Raw genomic sequence first — 25141 nt, forward strand, 5'->3', positions numbered from 1 at the left:
AACGCGGCAAGGCTGCTTGAACCTATCCCATCATCCGCTCTGATCTGGTGGCGGCAGCTACATAAGACCGGACAATGTTTGGCGGTGCCCTCGTGGATGTTCGATCGCGCCGCATGCCTTCATCTTCACCCTGCCCAGGCGCCACAGGTCGATCTGGCGGCACTGGATAATCTCAAAACACTGCTGTCGGATATCATCGGTCGAGTACCGTCGGCCGTTTCAGTGATAGGAGCAAGGCATCCCTCCCACCAGAGCCGAGGAGATGCCGATGCCACGCACGAACCTGCCGCTCCCAACCAGACAACTCAGCCTGTTTCCTCGGTCCTGCCCAGGACCCGATCGGACCAGCCTGCCCAAGGTGGCGCTCGACACGGCGGCGCGTCTGATGGCGCGGATGCTGCTGGCGGCGGCGGGCAACGCGGTCGGTGGGCAAATGGGAGGACAAACTGATGAGTGACAAGATCCGATCAAGTCCCCAGGCGTGGTGTAGGAGCGCCCGTTCCGGGGCAGGCCCGCAGGGAGGCGTAGCCGACCGGAGGGCCTGCCCCGGAACGGGCGGTCATCGTGGTTCTCGGGTAAAGTCTGGTCACCACAACACATACCTGATCCAAGGTGACCACGATGACCGACGAGATGATGACGCTTCGCTCGATGCTTGAAAAGGGCACAGATGCGGATGTGCTGCGGGAGATGATCGGCTTTGCCGCCCAGCGGCTGATGGAGATGGAGGTTCAGGCGGTGACCGGTGCCGGTCACAGCGAGCGCTCGGCTGACCGCCTCGCACAGCGCAATGGCTACCGGGATCGCGACTGGGAAACCAGGGCCGGCACGGTGGAGCTGCGCATCCCCAAGCTGCGCAAGGGCAGCTATTTTCCAGGATTTCTGGAGCCGCGCCGGATGGCGGAGAAGGCGCTGACGGCGGTGATCCAGGAGGCCTACATCCAGGGCGTTTCGACCCGCGGGGTGGACGATCTGGTCAAGGCCATGGGCATGAGCGGCATCTCGAAGAGCCAGGTCAGCCGGTTGTGCGAAGAGATCGACGACCGGGTCAAGACGTTCCTGAGCCGTCCGATCGAAGGCGACTGGCCATATCTCTGGATCGATGCGACCTACGTCAAGGTCCGCCAGCAGGGACGTATCGTGTCTGTCGCCGTGACCGTCGCGGTGGCGGTCAACACCGACGGCCGGCGCGAGGTGCTGGGCATGGACATCGGTGCCTCGGAGGCCGAGACCTTCTGGCTCGAATTCCTGCGCAAGCTCAAGCGTCGCGGTCTCGCTGGGTAATTGCTCACGGGGTTGACGAAAGGGGTTGCCAGGGGGCTCAGAATGTGAGTCAACGTATTGATGGAGAAGCCGCCATCCTATCGCCTGACCGAAGCCGAGAAGGACGCCCCGATCGCTGATCAGGCGGCGTTGATCCAGCGCTTGGTTGCGCGGGTGACGGAACTGGAATCGCTGGTTGGCAAGCCGAAGAAGACGTCGTCGAATTCGCACCAGCCGCCCTCCTCGGACGGTCCCGGGCGCAAGAACCGGGAGGGGGCCTCGGGACGGCGCCGGAAAGCGCGTCCGTCCCGGCCCGGAACGTCGCGCCCGCTGGCCGAGGAGCCGGATCGCACTGAACGGCGGCTGGCGGACGCCTGCCCCCATTGCGGCGAGGCCGTCGGTGAAGCGGAACAGGGGTGCCGTCACCGTTACGACCATATCGACCTGCCGGTCATCCGGCCGGTGGTCACGCGGGTCGAGCTGTTCGGCGGGCGCTGCCGGTGCTGCGGCAAGCGGTATCGGGCCGCCCCTCCGGCGACCATGCCGCCGGGCACACCGTTCGGGCCGGGCATCCGGTCGCTTCCGGCCTACCTGCACCACAGCCATCACGTCGGTTTCGAGCGGTTGTCGCGGATGCTGAAGGAGGTGTTCGGACTGACGATCTCCGAAGGCGCCATCGCCAACGGCTTCCGGCGGATGGGCGACGCCCTGGAGACGGCGTGCACGGCGATCAAGGCCAAGCTCCTGACTGCGCCGGTCATCGCCTCGGACGAAACGACGACCAGGGTCGACGGCGTGACCTGTTGGCAGTGGGTGTTCCATTCCGACACGGCGGTGCTGCACGAGATCGTCCCCAGCCGGGGGCGGGCGGTGGCAGAGCGGGTGCTGGGCGAGGTCCGGCCCGAGGTCTGGGTCTCCGACCGTTAGAGTGCCTAACATAACCATCGTTCGACGAAGCGGAAGGTGATGAGGGCTGCGGCGAGGTGGTTGAAGGCGGCAAAGATATCGATCCGGCGTTCGTAGCGCACGGAGGTCCGCCGGAATTGGGCGAACCATGCCAAGGTGCGTTCGACCTTCCAGCGGTGCCGGCCCAGGCGCTCGGTGCTGTCGATGCCGCGCCGCGCGATCCGGGGAATGATGGCGCGTCCGCGCAACGCACGCCGGCAGCGCCGGAAATCATAGCCTTTGTACCGCTTTCAGCGTTAGCTAAAGCTCCCGCATGCAGCTTGGCGGGACGGCGGCGGGGCCGGCCGGCGCACTGGCGGATGGGCGGGATGGCATCGACGGTGGCCTCCAGCATCCGGCTGTCGTGGATGTTAGCGGCCGACAGGGTCACGGCCAGCGGGATGCCGTTGGCGTCGATGACGACGTGGCGCTTCGAGCCCGGCTTGCCGCGGTCGGTCGGGTTCGGCCCGGTCTCCCGGCCCCCCTTTTTGCCGGGACGCTGGCGCTGTCCAGCGCCGCCCGGCTCCAATCGATCGCGTTGGCCTTGCCCAGCCGGTCCAGAAGAACGTGGTGCAACCTCTCCCAGACCCCTGAGGCCTGCCAGTCGCGCAGCCGCCGCCAACAGGTCATGCCCGAGCCGCAGCCCATCTCCTGCGGCAGCATCTCCCACGGAATGCCACTTCGCAACACGAACAGGATGCCGGTCAGCGCCGCCCGGTCATCGACCGGCGGCCGACCGCCTTTCGGACGCGGCGAACGGGGCGGCAACAGCGGCGCCACGACCGCCCACAGCTCGTCGCTGACAAGGGGTTTCGCCATGCCTGTCAGATAGGCGGCGTCAGCCTCTCATCAAGGTTTTGTTAGACGCTCTTAATCCGCTGATCGGGAGGGAAGTGTCATCGTTCCGATGAGCGGAAGTTCTCCATTATGGCGGACGGCAAGCCTGTGACGGATGTAATTCGTATCACCTCGTCGGTTACCGTGCGTTTCTCCTATGCTTCTCGATCGGTCTCATCGCGCCCTAGGCAGGCATTCCATTAAACTGCCATTATCTATGTTGGTAAACTAACATTTTCGTTGGAAAGTAGATAAGAAATGTGTGATAGTGCAAAATATAGTAAACAACATTTTAATACTTGTGTGTCTATTATTTGTGCATCTACTGTTAACTTTTTTTTCATGACATCCATGGTATTGGCACCAGACTATGCTGAGATCATGGAGATGAAAATGGGTGTGGCTGAAAATTTGACGTCTTCGGCTAAATCCAGCAAGACGATTTCCGTGCCCGCAGGGAAGATCGTCGTGGGATCGTCACTGAACGAAAGTTTCAATGCTGCACGCGATGCCACCGTGTCGGGCGGCAAGGGTGACGACATCTACACCCTGATGGCACCGGCCAAGCTCATCGAGCTTCCCGGCGAGGGGATCGATACGGTGATCTCCCATCTCACTGACTATCAATTGCCGGACAATATCGAGAACCTCCAACTCGCGGGTACGGCTTGGAGTGTCGGCATCGGGAATTCATTGGGCAATATCCTCACTGGAAATTCCGGGAACAACGTGCTGGACGGCCGTGGTGGCGATGACCTGCTGACCGGGGGAGGGGGTGCGGACACTTTCATCGTCGGGCAAGGGAATGATGTCATCACGGATTTCGCCAAGGGGCAGGATCGTATTGATCTCACGGGCGTCGCTGGGTTACGCTGGTCCGATCTGTATGCCGGAGCCTTGGAGCAGGGTGGCGATCTGCTGATCGCGCTCCCTGGCGGATCCGCGGTCAAGCTGCTCGGCACCCGCTTCGCCGATCTTTCCCCGCTTGTGGTCTCACTGGCCGCCGGGGGCCGCTCAAGCGCCTCCGCCACGACCCAACTCTCGGCGGCGACCTTGTCGTCCCGGGTCGACGGGACAGCCGCCGCGGACAAACTCTCCGCCAAGGGCAATGACAATGTCCTGGCCGGGGGGCAGGGCGATGATACGTATCTGGCCTATTCAAGCGCCAACAAGATAATCGAGGCATCCGGTGCCGGGGTGGATACGGTTCAGACCTGGGGTGATGGCTTCAAACTTCCCGACAACGTCGAGAACCTCTACCTTGAAGGAACCAGGAACAGCTTTGGAACAGGAAATGCCCTGGCCAACATCATCAGGGGCAACAGTGGCGACAACACACTGACCGGTGGTGGCGGTGAGGACTACCTGCTGGGAGGCGGGGGAGCCGACACCTTCGTGATCAGGGCGTCGACCGACACGCTTTTCATCGGCGATTTCAAGGCCTCCGAGGGCGATAAGCTCAAGATCGAGGTGCCTGGCGTCAAATCCGCGGCGGGAATACTGCAAGACGCCGTGGAAGGTGCTTTGGGCACCGAGTTGAGGCTGGCCGGCACGCGGGTCGTGCTTGTTGGCGTCAAGGTCGCCGACATACCCGCTTCCTCCATCCAGGCGCCCGAAGTGGCGGCCGTTGGCCGCCTGACTTTCTCCGACGACTTCAACACGGGTCTCAGCCTTTCCGACCGTGCGTCGGGCACTTGGCAGACGACATACGCTTGGGAGAACGCCAGCCTTCGGCACTACAAGGGCGAGTTGCAACGGTATGTGGATCCGATGATGACGGGTGCCGACGGCAAATCATTGGGCCTCGATCCCTTCACCGTAGCCGATGGTGTGCTGTCCATATCAGCCGATAGGGTCGCTCCGGAGATCGCGGCCGTGATTGGATCGAATTACTCCTCCGGCCTGATCACCACGCAGTCCTCCTTCGCGCAGACCTACGGGATCTTCGAAATGCGGGCCAAACTCCCGGCTGGGGATGGTCTGTGGCCCGCATTCTGGCTTTTGTCGGTCTACAATGTCTGGCCACCCGAGCTGGACGTTTTTGAGGTCGTCACAAAGCGTCCCGACGAAGTAAATATGTCGATCGGTTCCGCCGATAAGACTTGGGGAAACAATGGCGCGAGGACGGACAAATCCACCGTTGCCGGATTGACCGAGAAGCTCAACACGTATCAGGTGGAATGGCGGTCCGACTATGTGATCTGGCGCATCAACGGCATTGAGCTGACCCGGATGCAAACTCCGCCCGACATGCACCAGCCCATGTACATGCTTGCTAATCTTGCCGTGGGAGGTGGCTGGGCCGGTGCGCCATCGGAGGTCGCGACTCACTTGGGCGACATGAAGATCGATTACATCCGGGCATACTCCCTGGTCGATCCCTCACCGGTCGCGAGCGCCGCGTCGACCAAGACCGTGACCGTTTTCACCAACGCCGTGGTCGGTACGGACGCCAACGAGACTTTCAATGTCAAGGTGACGGGCAAGATATCTGGCGGGCAGGGTGACGATATCTATGTCATCGACTACGCGGCGGGTGACAAGGTCAACGTGGTCGAAAAGGCCGGTGGTGGCATCGATACGATCAAGAGCTGGTACAATCATGTGCTGCCAGCCAACGTGGAGCACCTTTTCCTGCTTGGCAACTCCTGGATATCCGGGACTGGCAACGCCCTGCCTAACCGGATCGTCGGGAACAGCGGCAACAACATCCTGGACGGCGGCGGCGGTGATGATTGGCTGACCGGCGGGGCGGGGGCCGACCGATTCTTCATCCGGCTCAGGGAAGGGTCGGACACGATCACCGATCTCCAAAGCGGTGACAAGGTGGTCCTCACCGGTACAGGCATGACCAACTTCTCGCAGGTTCTGGCGAACGCCAAGGCGACATCCACCGGAACCGACATCCTGCTCGACAACTGGCAGACCCTTCATCTCGCCGGGGTTCCGATGGCGTCGTTGAACCCGTCGATGTTCACCTTCGACGGTAGCCTGCCGGTGTCCTCCAAACCGACGAATCATTTTCAGACAAGCGCTCCCGGGGAAAGGCTGATCGGTAGCGCTGGAGCGGACGAGCTGATCTCCAAGCATGCAAATTCCGTCTTGCTCGGAGGGACGGGTGACGACACCTATACCCTTCTTCCAGGAGACAAGGTCTTCGAGGCCGCGCAATCCGGAATCGACACGATCCTTTCCTACCATTCGGTCACCATGATGCCGAACGTCGAGAACCTGCGCCTTCTTGGGGGAAGCTGGGTGAACGCGTACGGAAACGAACTGTCCAACATCATCGAAGGAAACCTGGGCAACAACCGTATCGATGGGGGAGCGGGTGACGATTACCTGACCGGACGTGGCGGAAAGGATGTCTTCGTCATTCATAAGGGGCAGGGACACGACACCATAACCGACTTCCAGATCGGTGGTAAGGAAGCGGATCATCTTTCGCTTGTTGGCTTCTCGCCAGGCGCCAAGATCGTGTTCACCGGAGGATCCGACTGGGCGGTGATCGAACCAAGTGGCGCGCAGGAGATCATCACGCTGCTGGGGATCAAGTCGTTACTAGCCGGTACATTCGACTTTTCTTGAGTCCAGATCGGGTGCTCATGTGATGGTGGTGCGTGGACCGTCGAGCTGGACCTTGTTCCAACTGGGTCCTAGCCTCCGGACCATCTGGTAGGTTGTCGTGCCATCCGAACTGAAAGGATTGCCTCACAAGCATTATTGCAGCTGCACACGCTTTATGCGAAATGTCGACAGACAAAGAAATCCGCAGATCAATCAAGTGGTCTGATCGAAGCAATGGCCTCCCGTAATCGATGGAACTCCATTTGGGGTTTCGGATGTAATGTGATGGATTGCAAGAAGAAGAAATAATGGTTAATCCGTGGTGCTTCAGCAAATTTGAGCTGGTGCTCCACTTCAAGGTTTCAGATCCCAGGTGATGATATTTCGGTCTCGAAACCGACATCGGGTAACCGCGAAAAGGTTGATCACGCATGCATGTTCCCGCTCCGACATTTGCGCTGGCATCATCCGCCTCGCCAATCCTGGGGTTGGGTTGCGGTCGTATCGGGTCGATACTAAGCGATTGCTCCGGCAGGACCGCGGCACGCTTCATCGACGTGGCGTTCGACCGTGGTATTCGTCTGTTCGACACCGCCGACATCTACGGCCAGGGTGAGAGTGAGCGCACTCTCGGTACCGCTCTGTCAGGTAAACGCGGGCAAGTGATGTTGGTAACCAAGGCAGGCCAGCGGTTTTCGGAAAAGGACCGGATTGGTTCATACCTGAAGCCCCCGCTGCGTTGGGCCGCGAAACACATTCCCCAGGTGCGCGCGGCGCTGTCCAAAAGGCGTTCGGGTGCGTTACCGAGATGTTACGAGCCCCGCTATCTCGTCGGCGCTCTCGAGAGCAGCCTGCGCCGGCTCAAGACCGACCATGTGGATGTCTTCCTGCTGCATAGTCCCGGACGCGATGACCTGCGTGACGAACAGTTCGCGATGCTCTCCGAGATCAGGCGGCGCGGACTGGCCCGTCAGGTGGGCGTCTCCTGTGACGATGCGGAAACGGCGACCCTAAGCCTCGATCACCCCGTTACCGATGTCGTCCAGCTTCCACTCTATCGTGGCTGTGCCAACGACATGATCATGGCCTCGGGGCGAGCTCGCGACCTGGGAAAATTAGTCATGGCCCGTGAGATCCTCACCTCGGCGGGTCATCGCCCGTTGGGTGAGGCGCCCGGGCGCGACGCTGTCAGGGCCGCGATCGATTGGACCAGGACGGTGCGTTCGATCGGTGCGGTTTTGGTCGGTACCACCCGGCTCACCCATCTGGAACAGATCGTCGAGGATTGGGGGGTGATCACGCCTTTGGATCGTGGCCATGCTGGTCAGCGGTCATGATACTCGATGAAAGCGCCATCGAACCAGGGTCCAGGCTGACGGCCGATGTCGCGATCGTCGGTGCCGGACCCGCTGGCATCACCCTGGCCCTGGAATTGGCTGGGTTCGGCATCGATGTGATCCTGCTGGAGGCGGGTGGGCGCGATTATGACGCCGCCGCCCAGGATGCGTACGCGGGATCGGTCGCCGAAGACAGCCTTCATCCAACGCCCGAACTCTATCGCCGGCGGATGCTTGGCGGGAGTTCGTCGATTTGGGGTGGCAGGTGCGTGCCGCTGGATCCCATCGACTTCGAGAAGCGGCCGTTCGTGCCCCATAGCGGCTGGCCCTTCGGGTATGAGGATTTGGAGCCCTATTACCATCAGGCGCAGGTTTGGTGCGAGGCCGGCGACTACGACTTCACCGTTCGCGGATCGCTCGGACCGTCGGCGCCTCCAACGATCGCGGGTTATAATGGCGCCGATTTCGATTGGGATCATGTCGACCGCTTCAGCCCACCGACCAATTTCGGCCATCGCTACCGCGAGCGGCTCGAACGCGAGGTGAAGGTTCGCGTCATTCTAGGCGCCGCCTGCCTCGAAATCAATCAAGCGGAGGCTGGCCCCATCCGCCGGCTGGTGATGGCTGGCCGAGGAGACAGGAGATTCACCGTCACGGCGCGGCATTATGTCGTTTCAGCCGGCGGGATCGAAACCGTGCGGCTGCTGATGGTCTCCGATCAGAGCCAGCGCGGAGGGATCGGCAACGAGACCGGCAATCTCGGTCGCTACTACATGTGCCACCTGGAGAACACGATCGGCGAATTCCGCGCCTCTCCCGAGGGTCGAGGCATCTCCTACGACATCGACAAGACACCGGACGACATCTACCTCTTCCGCAAGTTTCAGCTTCGGGAAACATCCCAGCGTGATCAGGAGCTGCTCAACGCGATATTTCGGCTGCACTACCCGGTTATCGCGGATCCGGTCCACGGCAACGCGATCCTGTCGGCGATGTATCTGGTCAAGGATGCCATCATTCCCGAGTACCGACGGAAATTGGCGACGATCGAGCGTTCCGCACGCGATACCTTGACGCGGGATATCGCGTTCTGGGGCCGCCACGCCCTGAACCTGGCGCGGGACCCGATCAGGCTGGCGGCGTTCTCCGCGTTCTGGATAAGGCGGCGCGTGCTGGCCAAGCGCAAGGTGCCCTTCGTGATGGTTCCCAACCGTCAGGGCATCTACCCGCTTGATTTCAATCTGGAACAGGCGCCCAACCCGGAGTCCCGCATTCGCCTTAATGACGAGCGCGATGCCGTGGGTCAGCGCCGGATCACGGTGGATTGGCGTATCACAGAACTGGACGTCCGCAGTTTCATTCAGACGATCCGCCTTTTGGAGCGGGATCTCCAGCGATCCGGCGTTGGTACCGTCAAATACGATCCGGAGAGGCTGGAGGACGGCATTCGACGTTCGACGCCAGTTGGCGGACATCATATCGGCACTGCGAGGATGAGTGCCACCTCGAAAGAGGGAGTTGTCGACCGCGACTGCCGTGTGTGGTCCTGCCCCAATCTCCATCTCGCGGGTAGCGCCGTCTTCCCCACGAGCGGCCATGCCAATCCGACCTTGACCATCGTGGCGCTCAGCCTGCGCCTCGCCGGCCATCTTCGCGAATTGACGGCGAAAGACGGATCCCTTTTCCAAGACGAGCCTTCGATATGCGCATGAACTGTCTCTGGGTGGCGCGGACGTTGCCGTTTCCGCATACGGTCGGCGATCGGATCTACACCGGTTGGCTGGCGCGCTCCTTGGCGGAGTCCGGTGTCGCGGTCACCTTCATGGGGCTGGCGGGAGATCAGGAGGTTCCGTCGGACTGGCGCGATGTCATGCGATGGCGAACCGTTCCGGGGGGGCCTCGACCGGCTCTGACGTCCCTCGCGAGTACCCTACCTTTGGTCGGTGCGCGCCACAGAACGCGGAATTACCTTCGGACATTGCGCGACGTCCTCGGATCGGCGGACTGGGATGTCGTTATCGTCGATCAATATGGCATGGGCTGGGTTGTCGACGAGTTGCGCCGCCATTGTCCCAACCGACCCGCCATCGTCTTCATCACCCACGATCACGAGGCCAGCGTCACCCGACAACTCTATGAGCGATCCACGGGCAATATGGCCCGCAGACTGTTTCTTCAGATGAATCACCTCAAGGCACGGCATATCGAGCGGCGGACCGCCATGCGAGCCGATCTGCTGACGACCATCACCGATGAGGACGCTGAAGTTTTCCGGGCGGAACCTCGTGGCGGCCCGGTAGTCAGCTTGCGGCCGGGTTATTCCGGTCCGCGTCTCGCCGCGCGAACGATCGGTCCGGACATGCCGAACAGGGCGCTGATTTTTGGCTCCTTCCATTGGTCGGCCAAGCAGGAAAACCTGAGCGCATTGCTCGAACTGGCAGATCCCTATTGTGGACGCCACGGGATCGAATTGGTCGTCGCCGGCGCGATGCCGGCCAATTTCGCCAAGCAAATCTCCGCCCGGTACCGGAACACTCGATTGTTCGGCTTCGTGGATGATCCCACCACGCTCTTCCAATCGGCCCGCCTCGCCATCGTGGCCGAGCCGATCGGTGGAGGATTCAAGATGAAAATACCGGAACTCGTATTCCACCGCGTGCCGTTGACATGCCTGTCCGCCTGCAGGATGGGTTTGCCGTCCGATCTACTCCCCCATATGTTCATTCACGACACGCTGCCTGGTTTGATCGACGGCTTGGCGGGAGCGCTCGCCGACACGGATCGGCTGGACCGCATGCAGAATGAGGCCTACGAGACCGCCAGTTCCGCTTTCGATTGGGCCGTTCGGGGGCGGCAGTTGCGTGATGCCATCGCCGACGCGCTTCGCCGGACGAGCCTTTCCGCGGACGGCGCCGCCGGAAGATCCGAGTTCGGCGCGCGCGCCACGGGTCAGGCGAAGGTAAAGTCATCCGCGTGAAAGGTTCTGTCAGCTTTCGGGGCGAGTTGCGCATCTGACAGGTCTCTAGCTACCAGAAGCTGTATCAAGCGACGGAGATGAGGTCCCGTAGCGCGGCCACGCGTTCGACGTGGAGGACCCGCTGACGGGCAAGCGAGACATTCTGGTTGATGTAGCTGGTCGGGCGGAGGAAGTTGCGGACTTCATCAAAGGCGCGACAGAAGCGATGAGCTGCCTTGAAAATCTTGAAGCCGCGCATGGGCCGGTAGCGTCCTTTTATGCCCCGGTGATTCTGTTCGATCACGTTGTTTTTGTACTGGCTGGTGCGGTGGTCGACGTCCGTGCCGAGTTCGCCGGCGATGGCCTTGGGGTAGCTGGTATGGCCGTCGGTGGTGACCTGCTGGGGCTCGACCCGGGTGACCGCCTTGGCCGAGCGGAAGAAGGCCTTGGCCGCGGCCATGTCGCGGGTTTCGCTGAGATAGACGTCGACCAGATTGCCGTCGCGGTCGATCGCCCGGTAGAGATAGCACCATTCGCCGGCGATTTTGAGATACGTCTCGTCGACGTACCAGCAGCGGCCGGCTTTGCCGGCTCGGCGCTGGCGCAGGCCTTCGGCGAGCAGCGGCGCCAGCCTGGCTTCCCAATCCCGCACCGCCTCGTGGGTGAACACGATGCCGCGGATCAGGAACATCTCCGCCAGATCACGTAGACTCAGCTTGTAGCGCAGTCGCCAGAAGACGACCAGGAACACGATGTCGGTCGGTACCTGGACCCGATTGAGCGCCGTGCCGGTCCGCTCGTTGAACCGCCGCCCGCACTCCCGGCACCGGAAACGCCGGAAGCCATGAACCGTTCGCCCCTGCCGTTCGGTAGTCGACGATGAGTGGCAATGCGGGCAGTTCATGGTGGCTCTCTCGTCTCGCAAAACGTGCCCCGGAACCTAGCCGCCAACCCCTTTCCCGGCAAGCCGCCCCGAGATCTGACAGAACCGCATGCGGGAGCTTTAGCTAACGCTGAAAGCGGTACAAAGGCTATGATTTCCGGCGCTGCCGGCGTGCGTTGCGCGGACGCGCCATCATTCCCCGGATCGCGCGGCGCGGCATCGACAGCACCGAGCGCCTGGGCCGGCACCGCTGGAAGGTCGAACGCACCTTGGCATGGTTCGCCCAATTCCGGCGGACCTCCGTGCGCTACGAACGCCGGATCGATATCTTTGCCGCCTTCAACCACCTCGCCGCAGCCCTCATCACCTTCCGCTTTGTCGAACGATGGTTATGTTAGGCACTCTTAGCCTATCGCCCTCCCGCGCGTCAGCCCTCATTCCCCTCAAAGTAGCATCCCGATCAGCACCGGCAGGCACGCCGCCTCTGCGAAAAGTTTCTCAGAAAGAGTTTATTAACAATTTTGGGCACAGTCTATGAATATGACACCGAGGATGCATAGTTATGGAAAAAATATTTGGATCTACGAAATACAATTTATTATTCCAGGAGAATTTCGATGCATTTTCCTGGCATAATGGAACTTCTGGTATATGGAGCACTACGTTTGACGAGCGGTTCGGGGCTAGAAGTCTTCCATCCGGTGAGCTCCAAACTTATGTCGAACCTACGTATCGAGGCTACACGGAAGCTCCCTTGGGCCTTGATCCATTCGATGTCTCCAATGGCGTTCTGACCATCTCCGCGAAGCCGGTGGATCGCGCCACAAGCGCAAGTCTAGGTGGCGCATCCTATACCTCTGGCCTGATCACAACCGAGTATAGCTTCCAGCAAACCTACGGTTACTTCGAAATGCGCGCCGACATGCCGGCGGGCAGTGGTTTTTGGCCAGCTTTCTGGTTGCTGCCAATCGACCACAGCTGGTCTCACGAGATCGATGTCATGGAGGTGCTGACGGCACGGCCAAACAATCTGGAGATCAATCTGCACGCACCAGACAGCGCTCAGCAATATAGCCGTAGCGTCACCACCACGGACTTGACGGCGGGCTTCCATACTTATGGGCTGGAATGGACGGCGAAAACGCTGACTTGGTATTTGGACGGCGTCGCCGTCGGCGCGACCTCGACACCATCGGGCATGGACAAGCCCATGTATCTCCTGGCTAACCTAGCGGTCGGCGGCGCCTGGGGTGGCAATCCTGATTTATCGACGCCATTCCCCGCCGAAATGAAGATTGACTACATCAGGGCGTGGGCGAGCGATGCCGCTGGTCCAATCTTGCCCCAAGCCGCGCCCTTGACGCTACAACCCGCGAAGCCCATCAGCGCGCCTGCGATCCCTGCGCTGACGATATCTGGTGACCAGGCGAACAACATCCTAAATGGCACGGCAAAGGGTGAATTGATCAACGGCAAGGATGGTGACGACCGCATGTCCGGCGGTGGCGGCGACGACACATATGTCGTCGGCCAAGCGGGCGATACCGTGATGGAAAACGCGATCGGGGGAAATGACACGGTTCGATCCTCGCTATACTCCTACCAGTTGCCCGCCAATGTCGAAAACCTGAAGCTCATCGGAAATGCCGTGATTGGCATCGGCAATGATTTGGCCAATCGGTTTGAGGGTAATGGAAAGGACAACCAGCTCGACGGCGGCGGTGGTGACGATTATCTATACGGCGGCGACGGCAACGACACCTTCGTGATCCGGCGTGGCGAGGGCAATGACACGATTTCCAAGTTCGCGGCGGGGGATGTCGTCAAGCTCGAGGGATTCGGAGCCCTGACGAGCCAGTCGCTCCAGCAGGCCATGTGGCAGGATGGAGCCAGCGCGAGGGTCATGCTTGACAATGGCCAGGTTCTCACCTTCCTCTACACGAATGTCCAATCTCTAACTGAGAAGTCGTTCGAGTTCATACGTTATCTCCCTCAAAGTGAAACGCCCATGAATTGGGTGGTGGGAACCAAGGGACACGAGACGCTGACTGGAACAGCCGGGCACGACGCATTTTATGCCTATAGTGGAAATAACGTCTTCGTCGGCGGTAAGGGTGACGATAGCTACAGCGTCGCGGATCAAGGTGATTATGTCGTTGAGAAGGCTGGCGAAGGGATCGATACCATCAAAGCCTGGGGAGATTACACCTTGTCGAAGAATGTGGAGAACCTTTACCTTCAGAACACCACGTTCAAGGGTATTGGAAACGAGCTTGACAATATCATCTCAGGTAATTCAGCGGCGAATGTACTGGAAGGAGGTCGCGGTGACGACATGCTCCATGGTGTCGGGGGTGATGATCTCTTCATTTACCGCAAGGGTGATGGTCATGACACCATAATGGACTTCGATCCATCGTCAAAGAGCCATGTGGAGTTGCATGGGTTCGGTTTCACGAAGGGCGATCAAGTGATAGCCCACCTTCGGCCACATGGCGGCGATACCAATCTAGTCCTAGGTGATGAGGGCGTGATCACATTCGTCGGTGTCCAGACAGGCGCGTTTCACGCGGATGACTTTACCTTCGCCTGACCCGTGGCGCGCGCGCCGACCTCGGATCTTCCGGCGGCGCCGTCCTTGGTGAATTGGACCCGCCCGTGAGGACCACGGGGACCGGCTGCTTAGAGCGTCTAACAAAACCTTGATGAGAGGCTGACGCCGCCTATCTGACGGGCATGGCGAAACCCCTTGTCAGCGATGAGCTGTGGGCGGTCGTGGCGCCGCTGTTGCCGTCCCGTCCGCCCCGTCCGAAAGGCGGTCGGCCGCCGGTCGATGACCGGGCGGCGCTGACCGGCATCCTGTTCGTGTTGCGAAGTGGCATTCCGTGGGAGATGCTGCCGCAGGAGATGGGCTGCGGCTCGGGCGGTTCTGTCAGATCTCGGGGCGGCTTGCCGGGAAAGGGGTTGGCGGCTAGGTTCCGGGGCACGTTTTGCGAGACGAGAGAGCCACCATGAACTGCCCGCATTGCCACTCATCGTCGACTACCGAACGGCAGGGGCGAACGGTTCATGGCTTCCGGCGTTTCCGGTGCCGGGAGTGCGGGCGGCGGTTCAACGAGCGGACCGGCACGGCGCTCAATCGGGTCCAGGTACCGACCGACATCGTGTTCCTGGTCGTCTTCTGGCGACTGCGCTACAAGCTGAGTCTACGTGATCTGGCGGAGATGTTCCTGATTGTAAAGGGCGGATGAAGCTTGGTCCATCCGCATTCCCGGTGCAGGGCGAGTGCGCCAGAGGGTGATGTAAAGGGCGGATGAAGCTTCCCCGGATCGGGCGGGTGAATAATCCCCAGACGGTTTATCAGGTTATAGGTCGGTGTCTGGCTGGGCAGAGGTCATTTTCGGTGGTCGTCCCCGGCGGCGTGGTTGAGGTTGAGGGGCAGTGATGGATCGGGTTCGAGTGTTGTCCGGGATCAGGTCGGCGTGGCGGCGGAGCCGGTAGCTGGCTCCCTCGATCTGAACGACAACGGCATGGTGTAGCAGGCGGTCCAGCAGCGCGGTGGCGACGACGGTGCCGCCGAAGACATCGCCCCATTCGGCAAAGCCGCGGTTCGAGGTCAGGATCATCGCGCCGCGTTCGTAGCGGGCATTTACCAGTTGGAAGAACAGGTTGCCGCCCCCCGGGATGACGGGCAGATAGCCGATCTCATCGACGATCAGCAGCTGGGGCCGGCACAGAAAGCGCAGGCGTTCGCGCAGGGTGCCCTCCCGCTCCGCCTTGGCGAGCGAACTGACGATGTCGGCCAGGGTGGCGAAGTAGACCGAACGACCGGACTTGACCGCCTCGACACCGAGGGCCAGCGCCAGATGGGTTTTGCCGCAGCCGGGTTGACCGAGGAAATGGACCGCCTCGTGGCGATCGACGAAGTCGAGCTGGGCCAGCGCCATGATGCGGTCGCGGTCAAGCGAGGGCTGGAAGGAGAAGTCGAACCCGCCCAGGGTCTTGATGTTGATCAGCCGGCCCATCTTCAGCGCGGACCTGACGCGTCGCCCCTCCCGCAGGGTCAGTTCCTCGCCGAGCAGGGTGTCGATGGCCTCCAGGGCCGAGATCTCGCCGCGTTCGATCCGGCGCAGGATATGCTCCAGCACTTCGAGCGCGCGCGGCATGTTGAGACCGACCAGGTGAGCGCGGATGCGGTCGAGCGTGGCGGGGCTGGCCGCCGGATCGAGGGTGGTTGCGGTCATGGGGCACCCTGCTGGCTGGCGAGACGGCGGCCGATCGCGTCGTAGATGGCCAGCGAACGGGGTGTCACCGTGCTGCCCCGAGGAGGCTCGGGCCTGGTCTCCTCCCGGGCCGTCCTGCTGTTGGCCGGCGGCGGCTGGGTACGGTGGCCGGGAGCGATCCGGCGCTGGCCGCGGCCTTCCTGTGCCGGATGGGAGGCGATGAGCATGCCGTCCTCCAGGATGTTGACCGCGCCGGCGGTAATCTGCACCTCGACGGTCCGCCGGCGGGTGCTGTCGGGCACGGAGTAGAGATTGCCGGCAACGGAGACCATGCCGTCGCGGGTGATGCGGCGCTCGAGTGCCAGCACGGTGTTGAAGGGACCGGCCGGGAGGGCCTTGAGGTGATCGCGCTCCTCGGCGAAATGCTCGACGACGACACGCTGGGTGGTGGCGTGCAGGCGAACGTTGGCGACCTGGTCCAGCCACTGGACGAACTGGGCATTCAAGTCGTCCAGATTGCGGAAGGTGCGGGCGAGGAAGAAGTCCTCCCGGACATAGCGGAAGGGCCGCTCCACCTTGCCCTTGGTCTGCGCCCGGTAGGGCCTGCAGGCCTTCGGCAGGAAACCGTAGCAGGCGGCCAGATCGAGGAGCTTGGCATTGTAGGCGATCCCCTTGGCCGGCTGGTCGGGGTCCTCGACGTCACCGAGCACGGCGGTCTTCATGCGGTCATACAGGATCTGCTCGGGCACGCCGCCGAACGCCTCGAAGGCGGCGATGTGGCACCGGAGCACGGTCGGCAGATCCTGGCGGGCGACGAAGCGGGCCCACATCATGCGGCTGTGGCCGAGCACGATCGAGAACAGCCAGACGATCCGCTCGACGTCGGGCTGGTCGGTGAACACGGTCTTGAAGAAGGCGAAATCGACCTGGGCCTGCTTGCCGGGCGGTGTCTCGAACCGGCGCTCGAACTGTGTCTCGGGCCTGGGCCGGACGGTGCGCAGGAAATCCTTCAGCACGGTATAGCCGCCCTGGTAGCCGAGCGCGCGGATATCCCGGAGCAGACGTCGGCCGCTGAGTTCCGGGAAGGCCTGGAGGCGCTCCCGCAGGTAGGGTTCAAAGGGGCCGACAAGGGTCTGCCGCGGGGGCCGCGGCGTGTAGGCGGGCGGCTCCAGCCCATTGGCGATGTACTTGCGGATGGTCTTGCGATCCAGGCCGGTCCGGCGCGCGATTGCCGACACGCTCAACCCCTGGCGGGCGAGATCGAGAATCATGACGAGTTCCCCAAGTGTGACCACCCACGCCCTCCCTCAATCGACTGAGGGGATTATGGGCCAAGGGCGGCTACACGGTTCCGAGGCGCCTGCTCCGGAGCCGTGCCGTTGCGTCAGCCTGGGGAAAGTTCATCCGCCCGATCTGAGGAGTATTCACCCGGCACTTACAGGTGAGGATAACCATATGAGGGGAAACGCTTTTCCCCCGAGAGTGCCGTCTTCTCCGTGTCCAGTTCGTTGCTGTCCCTGCTGCCCGCCGGTCTCGCGGTTGAGCGGGTCGTCGTCCGCCCTGATCGTGTTGTCGTCGCCGTTCGTGCTCGCGCCGCCACGGCGTCCTGTCCCTTGTGCCGGCGCCACTCGCGTCGCGTCCACAGCCGCTACATCCGGCATCTTGGGGATCTCCCCTGGCAGGGGAGGATCGGCCATCTCGAGCTTCAGGTCCGTCGCTTTCGCTGCTCCGCCCCAAGATGCCCGCGCCGGATCTTCGCCGAGCGCCTGCCGGAGGTGGCCCTGCCGAGGGTTCGGCGGACCGTCCGCCTCGCCGAGGCGCAACGCCGCATCGCCCTACATGCCGGAGGCGAGTCGGGCGCCCGCCTAGCGGACCGCCTCGCCATGCCGGTCAGCGGCGACACCCTGCTGCGCCTGATCCGGGCGGCTCCCCTCCCGGTGGCACCGACCCCGCGCGTCGTCGGCATCGATGATTGGGCTTGGCGGCGTGGCCGGCGCTACGGCACCCTCATCGTCGATCTGGAGCGCAGCCGCCCCATCGACCTGCTGCCCGATCGCGACGGAGAAACAGTTGCCGCCTGGCTGAAGGCACACCCCGGCGTGGAGATCGTTGCCCGAGACCGGGCCGGTGCCTATGCCGACGGCGCCCGGACCGGAGCTCCGGACGCGGTCCAGGTGGCTGACCGTTGGCATCTTCTGCGCAATCTCGGCGACGCCCTGGCCGGCGTTCTCGACCGGCATCACCGGGCCATCCGCACTGCGACCAAGGCAGCCACGGCGGTGACGACGGTTCCGGTTCCCAACGCTCCGCCGGAGCCCCGGCCTCTGCCCCGCAGCCAGCAGCGCACGCTGGACAAGCGGGCGGCGCGGCAGGCCCGTTTCGAGGAAGTCGCAGCACTGCACGCCCGCGGCTGGTCGCAGAGTGCTATCTCCCGCAGCACTGGCCTGGACCGCGCCACGATCCGGACATGGTTGCGGGCGGGCCGGCCTCCGTCGTGGAGCAAACCGGCTTATGGGAGCACAATCGACCGCCATGCCGAGTACCTGCGGCAACGCTGGGCCGAGGGCTGCACCAACACCGCCCGGCTGTGGCGGGAAATCCGCGACCGGGGCTATTCGGGCCGACCCAAGACCGTGCAGGAATGGGTTCGGCGCCGGCTGCGGGGCACCGGTGCCGGGCCTGCCGACCTGGAGTCGTCTACGACCGCCTGGAAGGCGCCCTCCGGCCGGCGCGCGGCGTGGCTGGTGGTGGCCGATGCCAACGAGATCGACGAGACCGCAGGGAAGTTCGTCGAGGCCCTGCTCGCCGGATCGCCGGACTTGGCCGTGGTGATCGCGCTGGCGCGGGAGTTTCGCGCGATGGTCCGAGAGAGGCGGGCCGACGGATTGGATCCGTGGCTCGCGGCAGCGCAGGGAACGGCGCTGACCGGGTTTGCCGGCGGCTTGAAACGGGACTTGGCGGCGGTCCGGGCCGGGTTGTCGCTGTCGTGGAGCAGCGGCCCGGTGGAAGGTCAGGTCAGTCGACTCAAGACGATCAAGCGTACCATGTGCGGGCGGGCCGGCTTCGACCTGCTGCGCTATCGGGTTCTGGAGGCCGCATGACATCGGAGAAAATATGACGTGGAAATGCACTTGCCGCTTGTGCACCGGGAATGCGGATGGACCAGTATTCACCCGGCACTTACACTGATCCGCGGCATCGTGTTCACCCACGAGGCGGTGCGGGATTGGGAAGCCAGGCTGGCGCCGCTGCTCGCCGAAGGCCTGCGCCAGCGCCGAGCCGGCAAAGCCGGCCGCTGCTGGTACGTCGACGAGACGTATCTCAAAATCGCCGGCGAATGGTGCTATCTCTACCGGGCGATCGACCGCGACGGCAATCTGGTCGACGTCTATCTCAGCGAAACCCGCGACATGGCCGCGGCCAAGGCCTTCTTCCGCTCGGCCAAGGCGGTCACCCGGGTCGAGCCCCAGCAGGTCACCACCGACGGCCATACCAGCTACCCCAAGGCCATCGCCGGCGAACTCGGCACGGACGTCGACCACCGCACCAGCCAGTACAAAAACAACGTGATCGAACAGAATCACCGGGGCATAAAAGGACGCTACCGGCCCATGCGCGGCTTCAAGATTTTCAAGGCAGCTCATCGCTTCTGTCGCGCCTTTGATGAAGTCCGCAACTTCCTCCGCCCGACCAGCTACATCAACCAGAATGTCTCGCTTGCCCGTCAGCGGGTCCTCCACGTCGAACGCGTGGCCGCGCTACGGGACCTCATCTCCGTCGCTTGATACAGCTTCTGGTAGCTAGAGACCTGTCAGATGCGCAACTCGCCCCGAAAGCTGACAGAACCGGCTGGCCCAGTCGATGATCGCGACCAGGTACAGAAAGCCGCGGCCGATCGGGATGTAGGTGATGTCGGCCGCCCACACCTGATTGGGACGGTCGATCGTCAGCCCACGCAGCAGGTAAAGAAACACCTTGTGGCCCGTCGCCGGTTTCGACGTCCTCGGCTTCGGCCCGAGGGCAGCGATGCCCATCAGCCGCATCAGGCGCTGCACGCGCTTGCGGTTGACCACCGTGCCCTCGGCTCGCAGCATCGCCGTCAGCCGCCGCGAGCCGAGAAATGGCCAAGCCGTGAACAGCTCGTCGATGCGCCGCATCAGCGCCGGATCATTGTCGTTGGCCGGACACGGCGCGCGGTAAACGCTCGAGCGCACAACGCCGAGCAGCGTGCATTGCCGTCGTACCGACAGTCGGACGTGATCGCGATCGAGCAGGGCTCGGCGGTCCGGGGCGCTCATCGTCCGGACCTCCGTCCTAAAAAATCCCGCTCGACGGTAAGCTGGCCGATTTTGGCGTGCAGCTTCTCGATCTCACGCTCGTGGGCTGCGTCGGCGTCGCGGCCGGCATTTGGATCGAAGGCCCGCGTCGCGTTGTCCTGAAGCTGCTTCTTCCAGGCGTAAATCTGGTTCGGGTGAACCTCGTAGCGCTGGGCCAGGTCGGCCACCGTCGCTTCCTCGCGTAGCGCCTCCAAGGCGATCTTCGCCTTCAGCGCCGCATCGATCTTCCGTCTCGTTCGCTTCGTCATCGTCCGCTCCGTCTATCATGACGGAACGGCCTCCGCACCAATCAACAGCTTGGTCCTGTTTTCGGGGTCCAGTTCAGTCAAGGTGGTTCCCCACGCGGCCGCGCTGTCCTAATTGAGGACGGCGGCGCGGACGGTGACCGATGGCATCCGCAGCCATTGGGCGAGTGGGATATTGGACAATGTGGTGGACCGATCAACTAGATACTGATGAGAACGTGATGGCGGGCTTATCGCGATCGGAAATTCCAGAGCTGGAGGGAGCATGCGCCAGCCGCGTCTGTAATCCCAGCAGCAAGGCCCAGAGGAACCAGAGGTCCAAGGTCACGTATTTGAAACCGGAAATACAGCAACTCGCCAATGAGACGAGGAAAGCTATTTCCGCCGCGACGGCATGTACCCTTTCCTGTTCGTATTCGCTTGAGGATTGGGAGCGAGCCAGCAGGCTTCCCAACAAGGCCATCACGATCGCCATGAGCATGAGCAGCGCCCCGGCGATGCCAAGGTTGGCCAAGACGATCGTGACCATGCTGTAGGAGGTGCTGAATCCCCAACCCCAGCCAAACCAAGGCCGCTCGGCGAACTGCTCGAAGCCTTCGATCACGGTGCTCCATCGATGGGTGAATGATCCGCTGGCGGTCTTGTTGACCGTCATCGCCGCGACCCCCTGCTGGAATTCCGGGAGCATGGCCAGCATGATGACAAAGGCGGCGAGAGTTAGCAGACCCACCACAAGGACAGGTATGGGTTTCCGGGTGAACAGCAGGACGCCGAACACCGCCAATCCGAAATATCCGGTTGTCGAGGTCGAGGCGAGGATCGTCAGGCCGCTGAGTAACGCCGCCGCGATCTGCAGGCGTGATGCCGAAGCACCGCGCAATGTGACCACGGTCGCGCTGAACGCGAAGATACCGAGCAGCGAGAATGCCATGAAGGAGGGTTCGACCGCGACCGACGCAATGCGGATGACATTCAGCGACCGCTGGTCGAACATATCGGCATAATCACTGATGCTGTTATTGAATACGTCCGCTGGATAAGGAATCCCCGAATAAAAACATACAGCTTGGACCATACCCCAAAATGAGACAAAAACACCGGACCACAGCAACGCTTTAATTGACATCAAAAAATACTTATCGGAATGAATCAGGATCGAGACAAGCACGGCCGTTCCTATGCCGAACAACAGAAAGGCCGACTGGGTGATCTGGAAAAGAGACAGGCCACCCAGCAAGCCACCGGCACCCAGGTCGACGATGACATATGCGGCCAAAGCGACTAGGGCCAGTATTCCGGTCAGGTGGTTGCCGGACAGTCTGATCGGCATTAGGAATTGGCCGCGGACCGCCTGGATCCCGCAGAACACGATCAGCAGGAAGACCGCCGGAGACAAACCATAGCTGACCGCGGAGATGTTGATCACCGATGTCGCCGAGAAGGGTACGAAGAAGAGCGCGAGCGGCAGGATAGCGTTCGGCCGTGTCAACGCCAGGAACGACGCGACGAGAATGACGACCCAGCCCGTGATCGTGACGGACAATCCACACCCCCTTCATCCGCTTTCGTCCATGCGACCTGATTTGACGCTGTGCTCCATGAAGCCGCGGCGTCGAACGTTCCGAGCCATGGCTTTCGCGAATACGTCACGGTAGCGCGCCGCCAAGTACGGCCAAGCGAATCGCTCCGAGAAGCGGCTTGCCACGCTCGCCTGCCGTGCCAGCCGGTCTCCCTCCCTCAGACTCATAATGGCGTCGACCGCGTCGGCCGGCGTGGCGGCGGCCACTAGATGATCGGTGACTTCGGGACGGGTGTCCACGCCGACGCGGGCCACGAGTGGGACGCCATTGGCGGCGGCCGCCAACAAGGAGCCGCGTCTTTCATGGACGCCGGATGGTACTGGAAAATACGCGACATGCGAGGTCCGCAGCAATCGACCGACCTCTTCCGCCGGCTGATTAAGCTTCCACTCGATGTGTTCCGCACCGGGCATGGACATGATCGTGTCGGCGTAACCAGCGATATGCGGAACTATGGCCCCTACGACGACGATCCTCCAATCCAGGCCCGCCTGCCGGACGAGCCGCGCGAAGGTGAGCATTTCCTCGATGCCCTTGCCCGGCCGCAACATTCCAAAATGGATGATGGTGAACTGGTCACCAGGACACCAGATGCCGCCACCTATGTTGCTGCCGATCGGGATGGTCGTGACTTGGTGCGCTTTCCAAGGATGCAGGCGGCGGAACGCCTCGGCTTCATGGTCAGCGGTCAGGACGATCCGCGACGCCAGCGAGAAAGCGGACATCGAGAGACGCCGCAATCGCTGCTGACCAATATAATCATGCAATGTGACCACGGTGGGAAGGCGTTTCGGCAAGCCGATCAACAGATGGGGAAATAGGCCGGCGCGGAACCCATGGGTGGGGTACTGCATGTGAATGACATCCGGCTCTTGGCTCTTGATGGCCCGCAGCACCTCCGCGACGTCCGTCAGGCGCCACTGCGGCCGATGTATGACGCCAACCTCAACTCCCTCGTGCTCAAGCGCCACCTTGAGCATGCCCATGCAATCCCCAACGCCGCAGACATCCGGTGGAAAGGACCCCGCGACCATGCATATGCGCATTTCAATCCTCACCTTCAGCGATTCCAATGTCGCGGCCCATGTGCCGCTGGCGGACGCGGCCGCCACGTCCCCGTAGAACCGACTCGAACACGGACGCATACGATTTGCCGATCGTGTCCCATGAGGTCATGCCGGCGATGAGGGAGGATTTTTCGTGCGCGTCGAGGAGACGCGCCGGATCCGAGAGCAACTCGGCGAGCTTGGCCGCCGCGTCGGCGGCCGTCTCCACCGCGATGACCGAGTTGGCCATCGCCTCGGGGGTTTCGCTGGACACGGTGGTGAGGATCGGCGCACCGCAACCCGCCGCGGCGAGGAGGCTGGTCCGCCGGAAGGTGGCGCCGTCCGGAAACGGCAGCAGCACCGCCGTGGACTGGGCCAACCGCTCCGCCACTTCTCCCGTCCCGATGTTTAGGGTGAATTGGATGTTGGATGCCCCGGAACGCTGGATCAGCGTATCGAGATAGTCTCGATGGCGGGCGACCGACGACCCAACAACCTGGAAGATCCAATCGTGGCCCAGTCGCTGGCTGATGGCGGCGCACTCCAAGAACATCTCGAGCCCCTTGCCAGGGCGTATCTGACCGAAGTGGGAAATGATCGGCGGCGTGGAAGGCCGCCAGGGCAAGGGCGGGATTGTGGCGCCGATCGGAATCACGTGGCAGCGGCGAGCCAGCCACGGATACCACTGGCAGATCATCTTTCGTTCATACTCGGTCGTCATCACGACGGCGTCGGCCCGAGCGGTCAGAGCGCTGATCGACAGCCGTCGCAAAGGATGAGCCGCGGAAAACTCGTGAATGGTGACCACAAGTGGCCACCGTCCAATCAACGCGAGCAGATGGGGCGCCAAGCCATAGCGGAAAGCATCGGTTGGATACTGCATCGAGACGACGTCGGTAGCGTCATTCCCTAATATCCGGTACAAACCCGGCGCGCCACTGGCCCGCCAATCATTCCAATTTGGCCATGTCACCGAGTGACCATCAGCATTCAGTTGGCTGGTGAGCCTCGTTGCGAAGTCTTCCGTACCGCTGAAAAGAGGTTCCACGGTGCCGCAGAGCATGCTGATCTTGATGAACATACGATTTATTCCGCTGCCTTTCCCTCGGGTCCATCCAATTTCCGGTAAGCACGAATGTAATCTATTTCCATCCGAGCCGGAAACTCCGTGGTTTTGTCCGGCTGACCAGGCCACGTACCCCCGACCGCGAGGTTGACGATCATGTACATGGGGACATCCAACCGAGCGTTCACACGCTTCAACTCCGCGCCGTCCAGAAAGAACACGACCTCGTCCGGAGTCCATTCGACCCCATAGCGATGGAAGCCGTGATCGGTCCGAATACCCGGCCGAAAGCCCTCATGATACCCAATTTGCCGCTGGGGGGCTTTGACGGTCAGATATATCCGATCGGGTTCGTGCCCCAAAACCTCGAAAACATCGATCTCCAAATGTTCGGAGTGCGTGTCTCCCACCAGCCAGAAGGCGGGCCATAGCCCCCGTCCGAGGGGCAAGCGAGCCCGTATCTCGAAATAGCCATAACGCTGTCTGAAACTCGGTTCCGTGGTCAACATCCCAGAGATGTATTTGGAACCAAGCGAGGGCATCAGTATTTCCGGCGTCGGTCGTGCCTCGATCGCCAACTTTCCATCCGCGATGGAGAAAGCGCCTACACCTGCCTTGGCGACATCAGGCATTGTCTCATCAATGTACAATTGGGCTTCCTGATTGCCCGCCAAGGTGCGCAATCCACCCCAGGTCACGTAGGACGTCGCGAACATGGGTCCCGGCAAAGCCAAGCTCGGATCATCGAATTCAGCCGCGAACGTCCGCCGATAACCGTCACTCTCCGCCGGATAAACGTCAGCACGAACTTGCACGCTGGCTCCGACGGCAAATCCCGCCACGGCGGCGGTCATTA

Annotated in this window: 16 protein-coding genes and 7 pseudogenes; 13 read left to right on the top strand and 10 right to left on the bottom strand. The window is 62.1% G+C overall.

Annotated elements, in window-relative coordinates; genetic code table 11:
- The first annotated feature begins 268 nt into the window (after positions 1 to 268).
- From IGS68_RS30285 to IGS68_RS30295, 3 genes and pseudogenes are all read left to right on the top strand, one after another.
- Positions 269 to 457, top strand: a complete 189-nt coding sequence (locus tag IGS68_RS30285; RefSeq protein ID WP_201081908.1) for a hypothetical protein — start codon at positions 269 to 271, stop codon at positions 455 to 457.
- 164 nt (positions 458 to 621) lie between these two features.
- Positions 622 to 1281 (top strand): annotated as a pseudogene (locus IGS68_RS30290) (IS256 family transposase); the annotation flags it as partial.
- 63 nt (positions 1282 to 1344) lie between these two features.
- A pseudogene (locus IGS68_RS30295) lies at positions 1345 to 2187 on the top strand (IS66 family transposase); the annotation flags it as partial.
- 8 nt (positions 2188 to 2195) lie between these two features.
- Here the strand turns inward: IGS68_RS30295 and IGS68_RS30300 are convergent.
- Positions 2196 to 3027: pseudogene (locus tag IGS68_RS30300) on the bottom strand (IS5 family transposase).
- Positions 3028 to 3426: 399 nt separating this feature from the next.
- On the opposite strand from IGS68_RS30300, the gene IGS68_RS30305 reads away from it, so the two are divergent.
- The 4 genes from IGS68_RS30305 (at position 3427) to IGS68_RS30320 (ending at position 10926) form a co-directional block, all read left to right on the top strand.
- Positions 3427 to 6633, top strand: a complete 3207-nt coding sequence (locus tag IGS68_RS30305) for a family 16 glycosylhydrolase (protein WP_201081910.1) — start codon at positions 3427 to 3429, stop codon at positions 6631 to 6633.
- A gap of 410 nt (positions 6634 to 7043) precedes the next feature.
- Complete coding sequence (locus tag IGS68_RS30310; RefSeq protein ID WP_201081912.1) at positions 7044 to 7949, top strand: aldo/keto reductase; 906 nt, start codon at positions 7044 to 7046, stop codon at positions 7947 to 7949.
- Positions 7946 to 9661, top strand: a complete 1716-nt coding sequence (locus IGS68_RS30315; RefSeq protein ID WP_201081914.1) for an FAD-dependent oxidoreductase — start codon at positions 7946 to 7948, stop codon at positions 9659 to 9661. Before IGS68_RS30310 ends, IGS68_RS30315 begins: the two co-directional genes overlap by 4 nt.
- 110 nt (positions 9662 to 9771) lie before the next feature.
- Positions 9772 to 10926 (top strand): glycosyltransferase family protein, encoded by a 1155-nt coding sequence (locus IGS68_RS30320; protein ID WP_247881488.1) that lies wholly within the window; start codon positions 9772 to 9774, stop codon positions 10924 to 10926.
- Between the two features lie 64 nt (positions 10927 to 10990).
- Here IGS68_RS30320 and IGS68_RS30325 read toward each other — a convergent pair whose 3' ends face one another.
- The gene (locus IGS68_RS30325; protein WP_201081918.1) at positions 10991 to 11809 is read right to left on the bottom strand and encodes an IS6 family transposase; all 819 of its coding nucleotides are present in this window, start codon (positions 11807 to 11809) and stop codon (positions 10991 to 10993) included.
- Between the two features lie 122 nt (positions 11810 to 11931).
- Here IGS68_RS30325 and IGS68_RS30330 point away from each other — a divergent pair.
- The 4 genes and pseudogenes from IGS68_RS30330 to IGS68_RS30345 form a co-directional block, all read left to right on the top strand.
- Positions 11932 to 12186, top strand: a pseudogene (locus IGS68_RS30330) (transposase); the annotation flags it as partial.
- A 164-nt stretch (positions 12187 to 12350) separates the two neighbouring features.
- On the top strand, positions 12351 to 14381 hold the full coding sequence (locus IGS68_RS30335; protein ID WP_201081920.1) for a family 16 glycosylhydrolase: 2031 nt from the start codon (positions 12351 to 12353) through the stop codon (positions 14379 to 14381).
- Positions 14382 to 14524: 143 nt separating this feature from the next.
- Positions 14525 to 14713 (top strand): annotated as a pseudogene (locus IGS68_RS30340) (transposase); the annotation flags it as partial.
- 86 nt (positions 14714 to 14799) lie between these two features.
- Positions 14800 to 15021, top strand: a pseudogene (locus tag IGS68_RS30345) (transposase); the annotation flags it as partial.
- Positions 15022 to 15153: 132 nt separating this feature from the next.
- Here IGS68_RS30345 and istB read toward each other — a convergent pair.
- Together istB and istA are read right to left on the bottom strand one after the other, a co-directional pair.
- Entirely contained in the window at positions 15154 to 16032 is an 879-nt protein-coding gene (gene istB / locus IGS68_RS30350; protein ID WP_201076558.1) for an IS21-like element helper ATPase IstB, read from the bottom strand.
- Entirely contained in the window at positions 16029 to 17306 is a 1278-nt protein-coding gene (gene istA / locus IGS68_RS30355) for an IS21 family transposase (RefSeq protein WP_201076556.1), read from the bottom strand. The genes istB and istA overlap by 4 nt, the downstream gene beginning before the upstream one ends.
- 201 nt (positions 17307 to 17507) lie before the next feature.
- On the opposite strand from istA, the gene IGS68_RS30360 reads away from it, so the two are divergent.
- Both IGS68_RS30360 and IGS68_RS30365 read left to right on the top strand, forming a co-directional pair.
- Positions 17508 to 19112: an ISL3 family transposase gene (locus IGS68_RS30360; RefSeq protein ID WP_201070890.1), complete on the top strand. Its 1605-nt coding sequence runs from the start codon at positions 17508 to 17510 to the stop codon at positions 19110 to 19112.
- Positions 19113 to 19196: 84 nt separating this feature from the next.
- Positions 19197 to 19796, top strand: a pseudogene (locus tag IGS68_RS30365) (IS6 family transposase); the annotation flags it as partial.
- Between the two features lie 15 nt (positions 19797 to 19811).
- Here IGS68_RS30365 and IGS68_RS30370 read toward each other — a convergent pair.
- From IGS68_RS30370 to IGS68_RS30395, 6 genes are all read right to left on the bottom strand, one after another.
- Complete coding sequence (locus IGS68_RS30370) at positions 19812 to 20309, bottom strand: IS3 family transposase (protein WP_201081926.1); 498 nt, start codon at positions 20307 to 20309, stop codon at positions 19812 to 19814.
- On the bottom strand, positions 20306 to 20596 hold the full coding sequence (locus tag IGS68_RS30375; protein WP_201081928.1) for a transposase: 291 nt from the start codon (positions 20594 to 20596) through the stop codon (positions 20306 to 20308). The genes IGS68_RS30370 and IGS68_RS30375 overlap by 4 nt, the downstream gene beginning before the upstream one ends.
- Before the next feature lie 193 nt (positions 20597 to 20789).
- Positions 20790 to 22136, bottom strand: a complete 1347-nt coding sequence (locus tag IGS68_RS30380; protein ID WP_201081930.1) for an O-antigen ligase family protein — start codon at positions 22134 to 22136, stop codon at positions 20790 to 20792.
- Between the two features lie 12 nt (positions 22137 to 22148).
- Complete coding sequence (locus IGS68_RS30385) at positions 22149 to 23159, bottom strand: glycosyltransferase (RefSeq protein WP_201081932.1); 1011 nt, start codon at positions 23157 to 23159, stop codon at positions 22149 to 22151.
- A 61-nt stretch (positions 23160 to 23220) separates the two neighbouring features.
- Complete coding sequence (locus IGS68_RS30390) at positions 23221 to 24300, bottom strand: glycosyltransferase family 4 protein (RefSeq protein WP_201081934.1); 1080 nt, start codon at positions 24298 to 24300, stop codon at positions 23221 to 23223.
- A gap of 5 nt (positions 24301 to 24305) precedes the next feature.
- A complete protein-coding gene (locus tag IGS68_RS30395; protein ID WP_201081935.1) occupies positions 24306 to 25139 on the bottom strand; it encodes a glycoside hydrolase family 16 protein in 834 nt (277 codons plus the stop codon).
- Positions 25140 to 25141 lie beyond the last annotated feature (2 nt).

This window comes from Skermanella sp. TT6, from assembly GCF_016653635.2.
Lineage (GTDB): Bacteria > Pseudomonadota > Alphaproteobacteria > Azospirillales > Azospirillaceae > Skermanella > Skermanella cutis.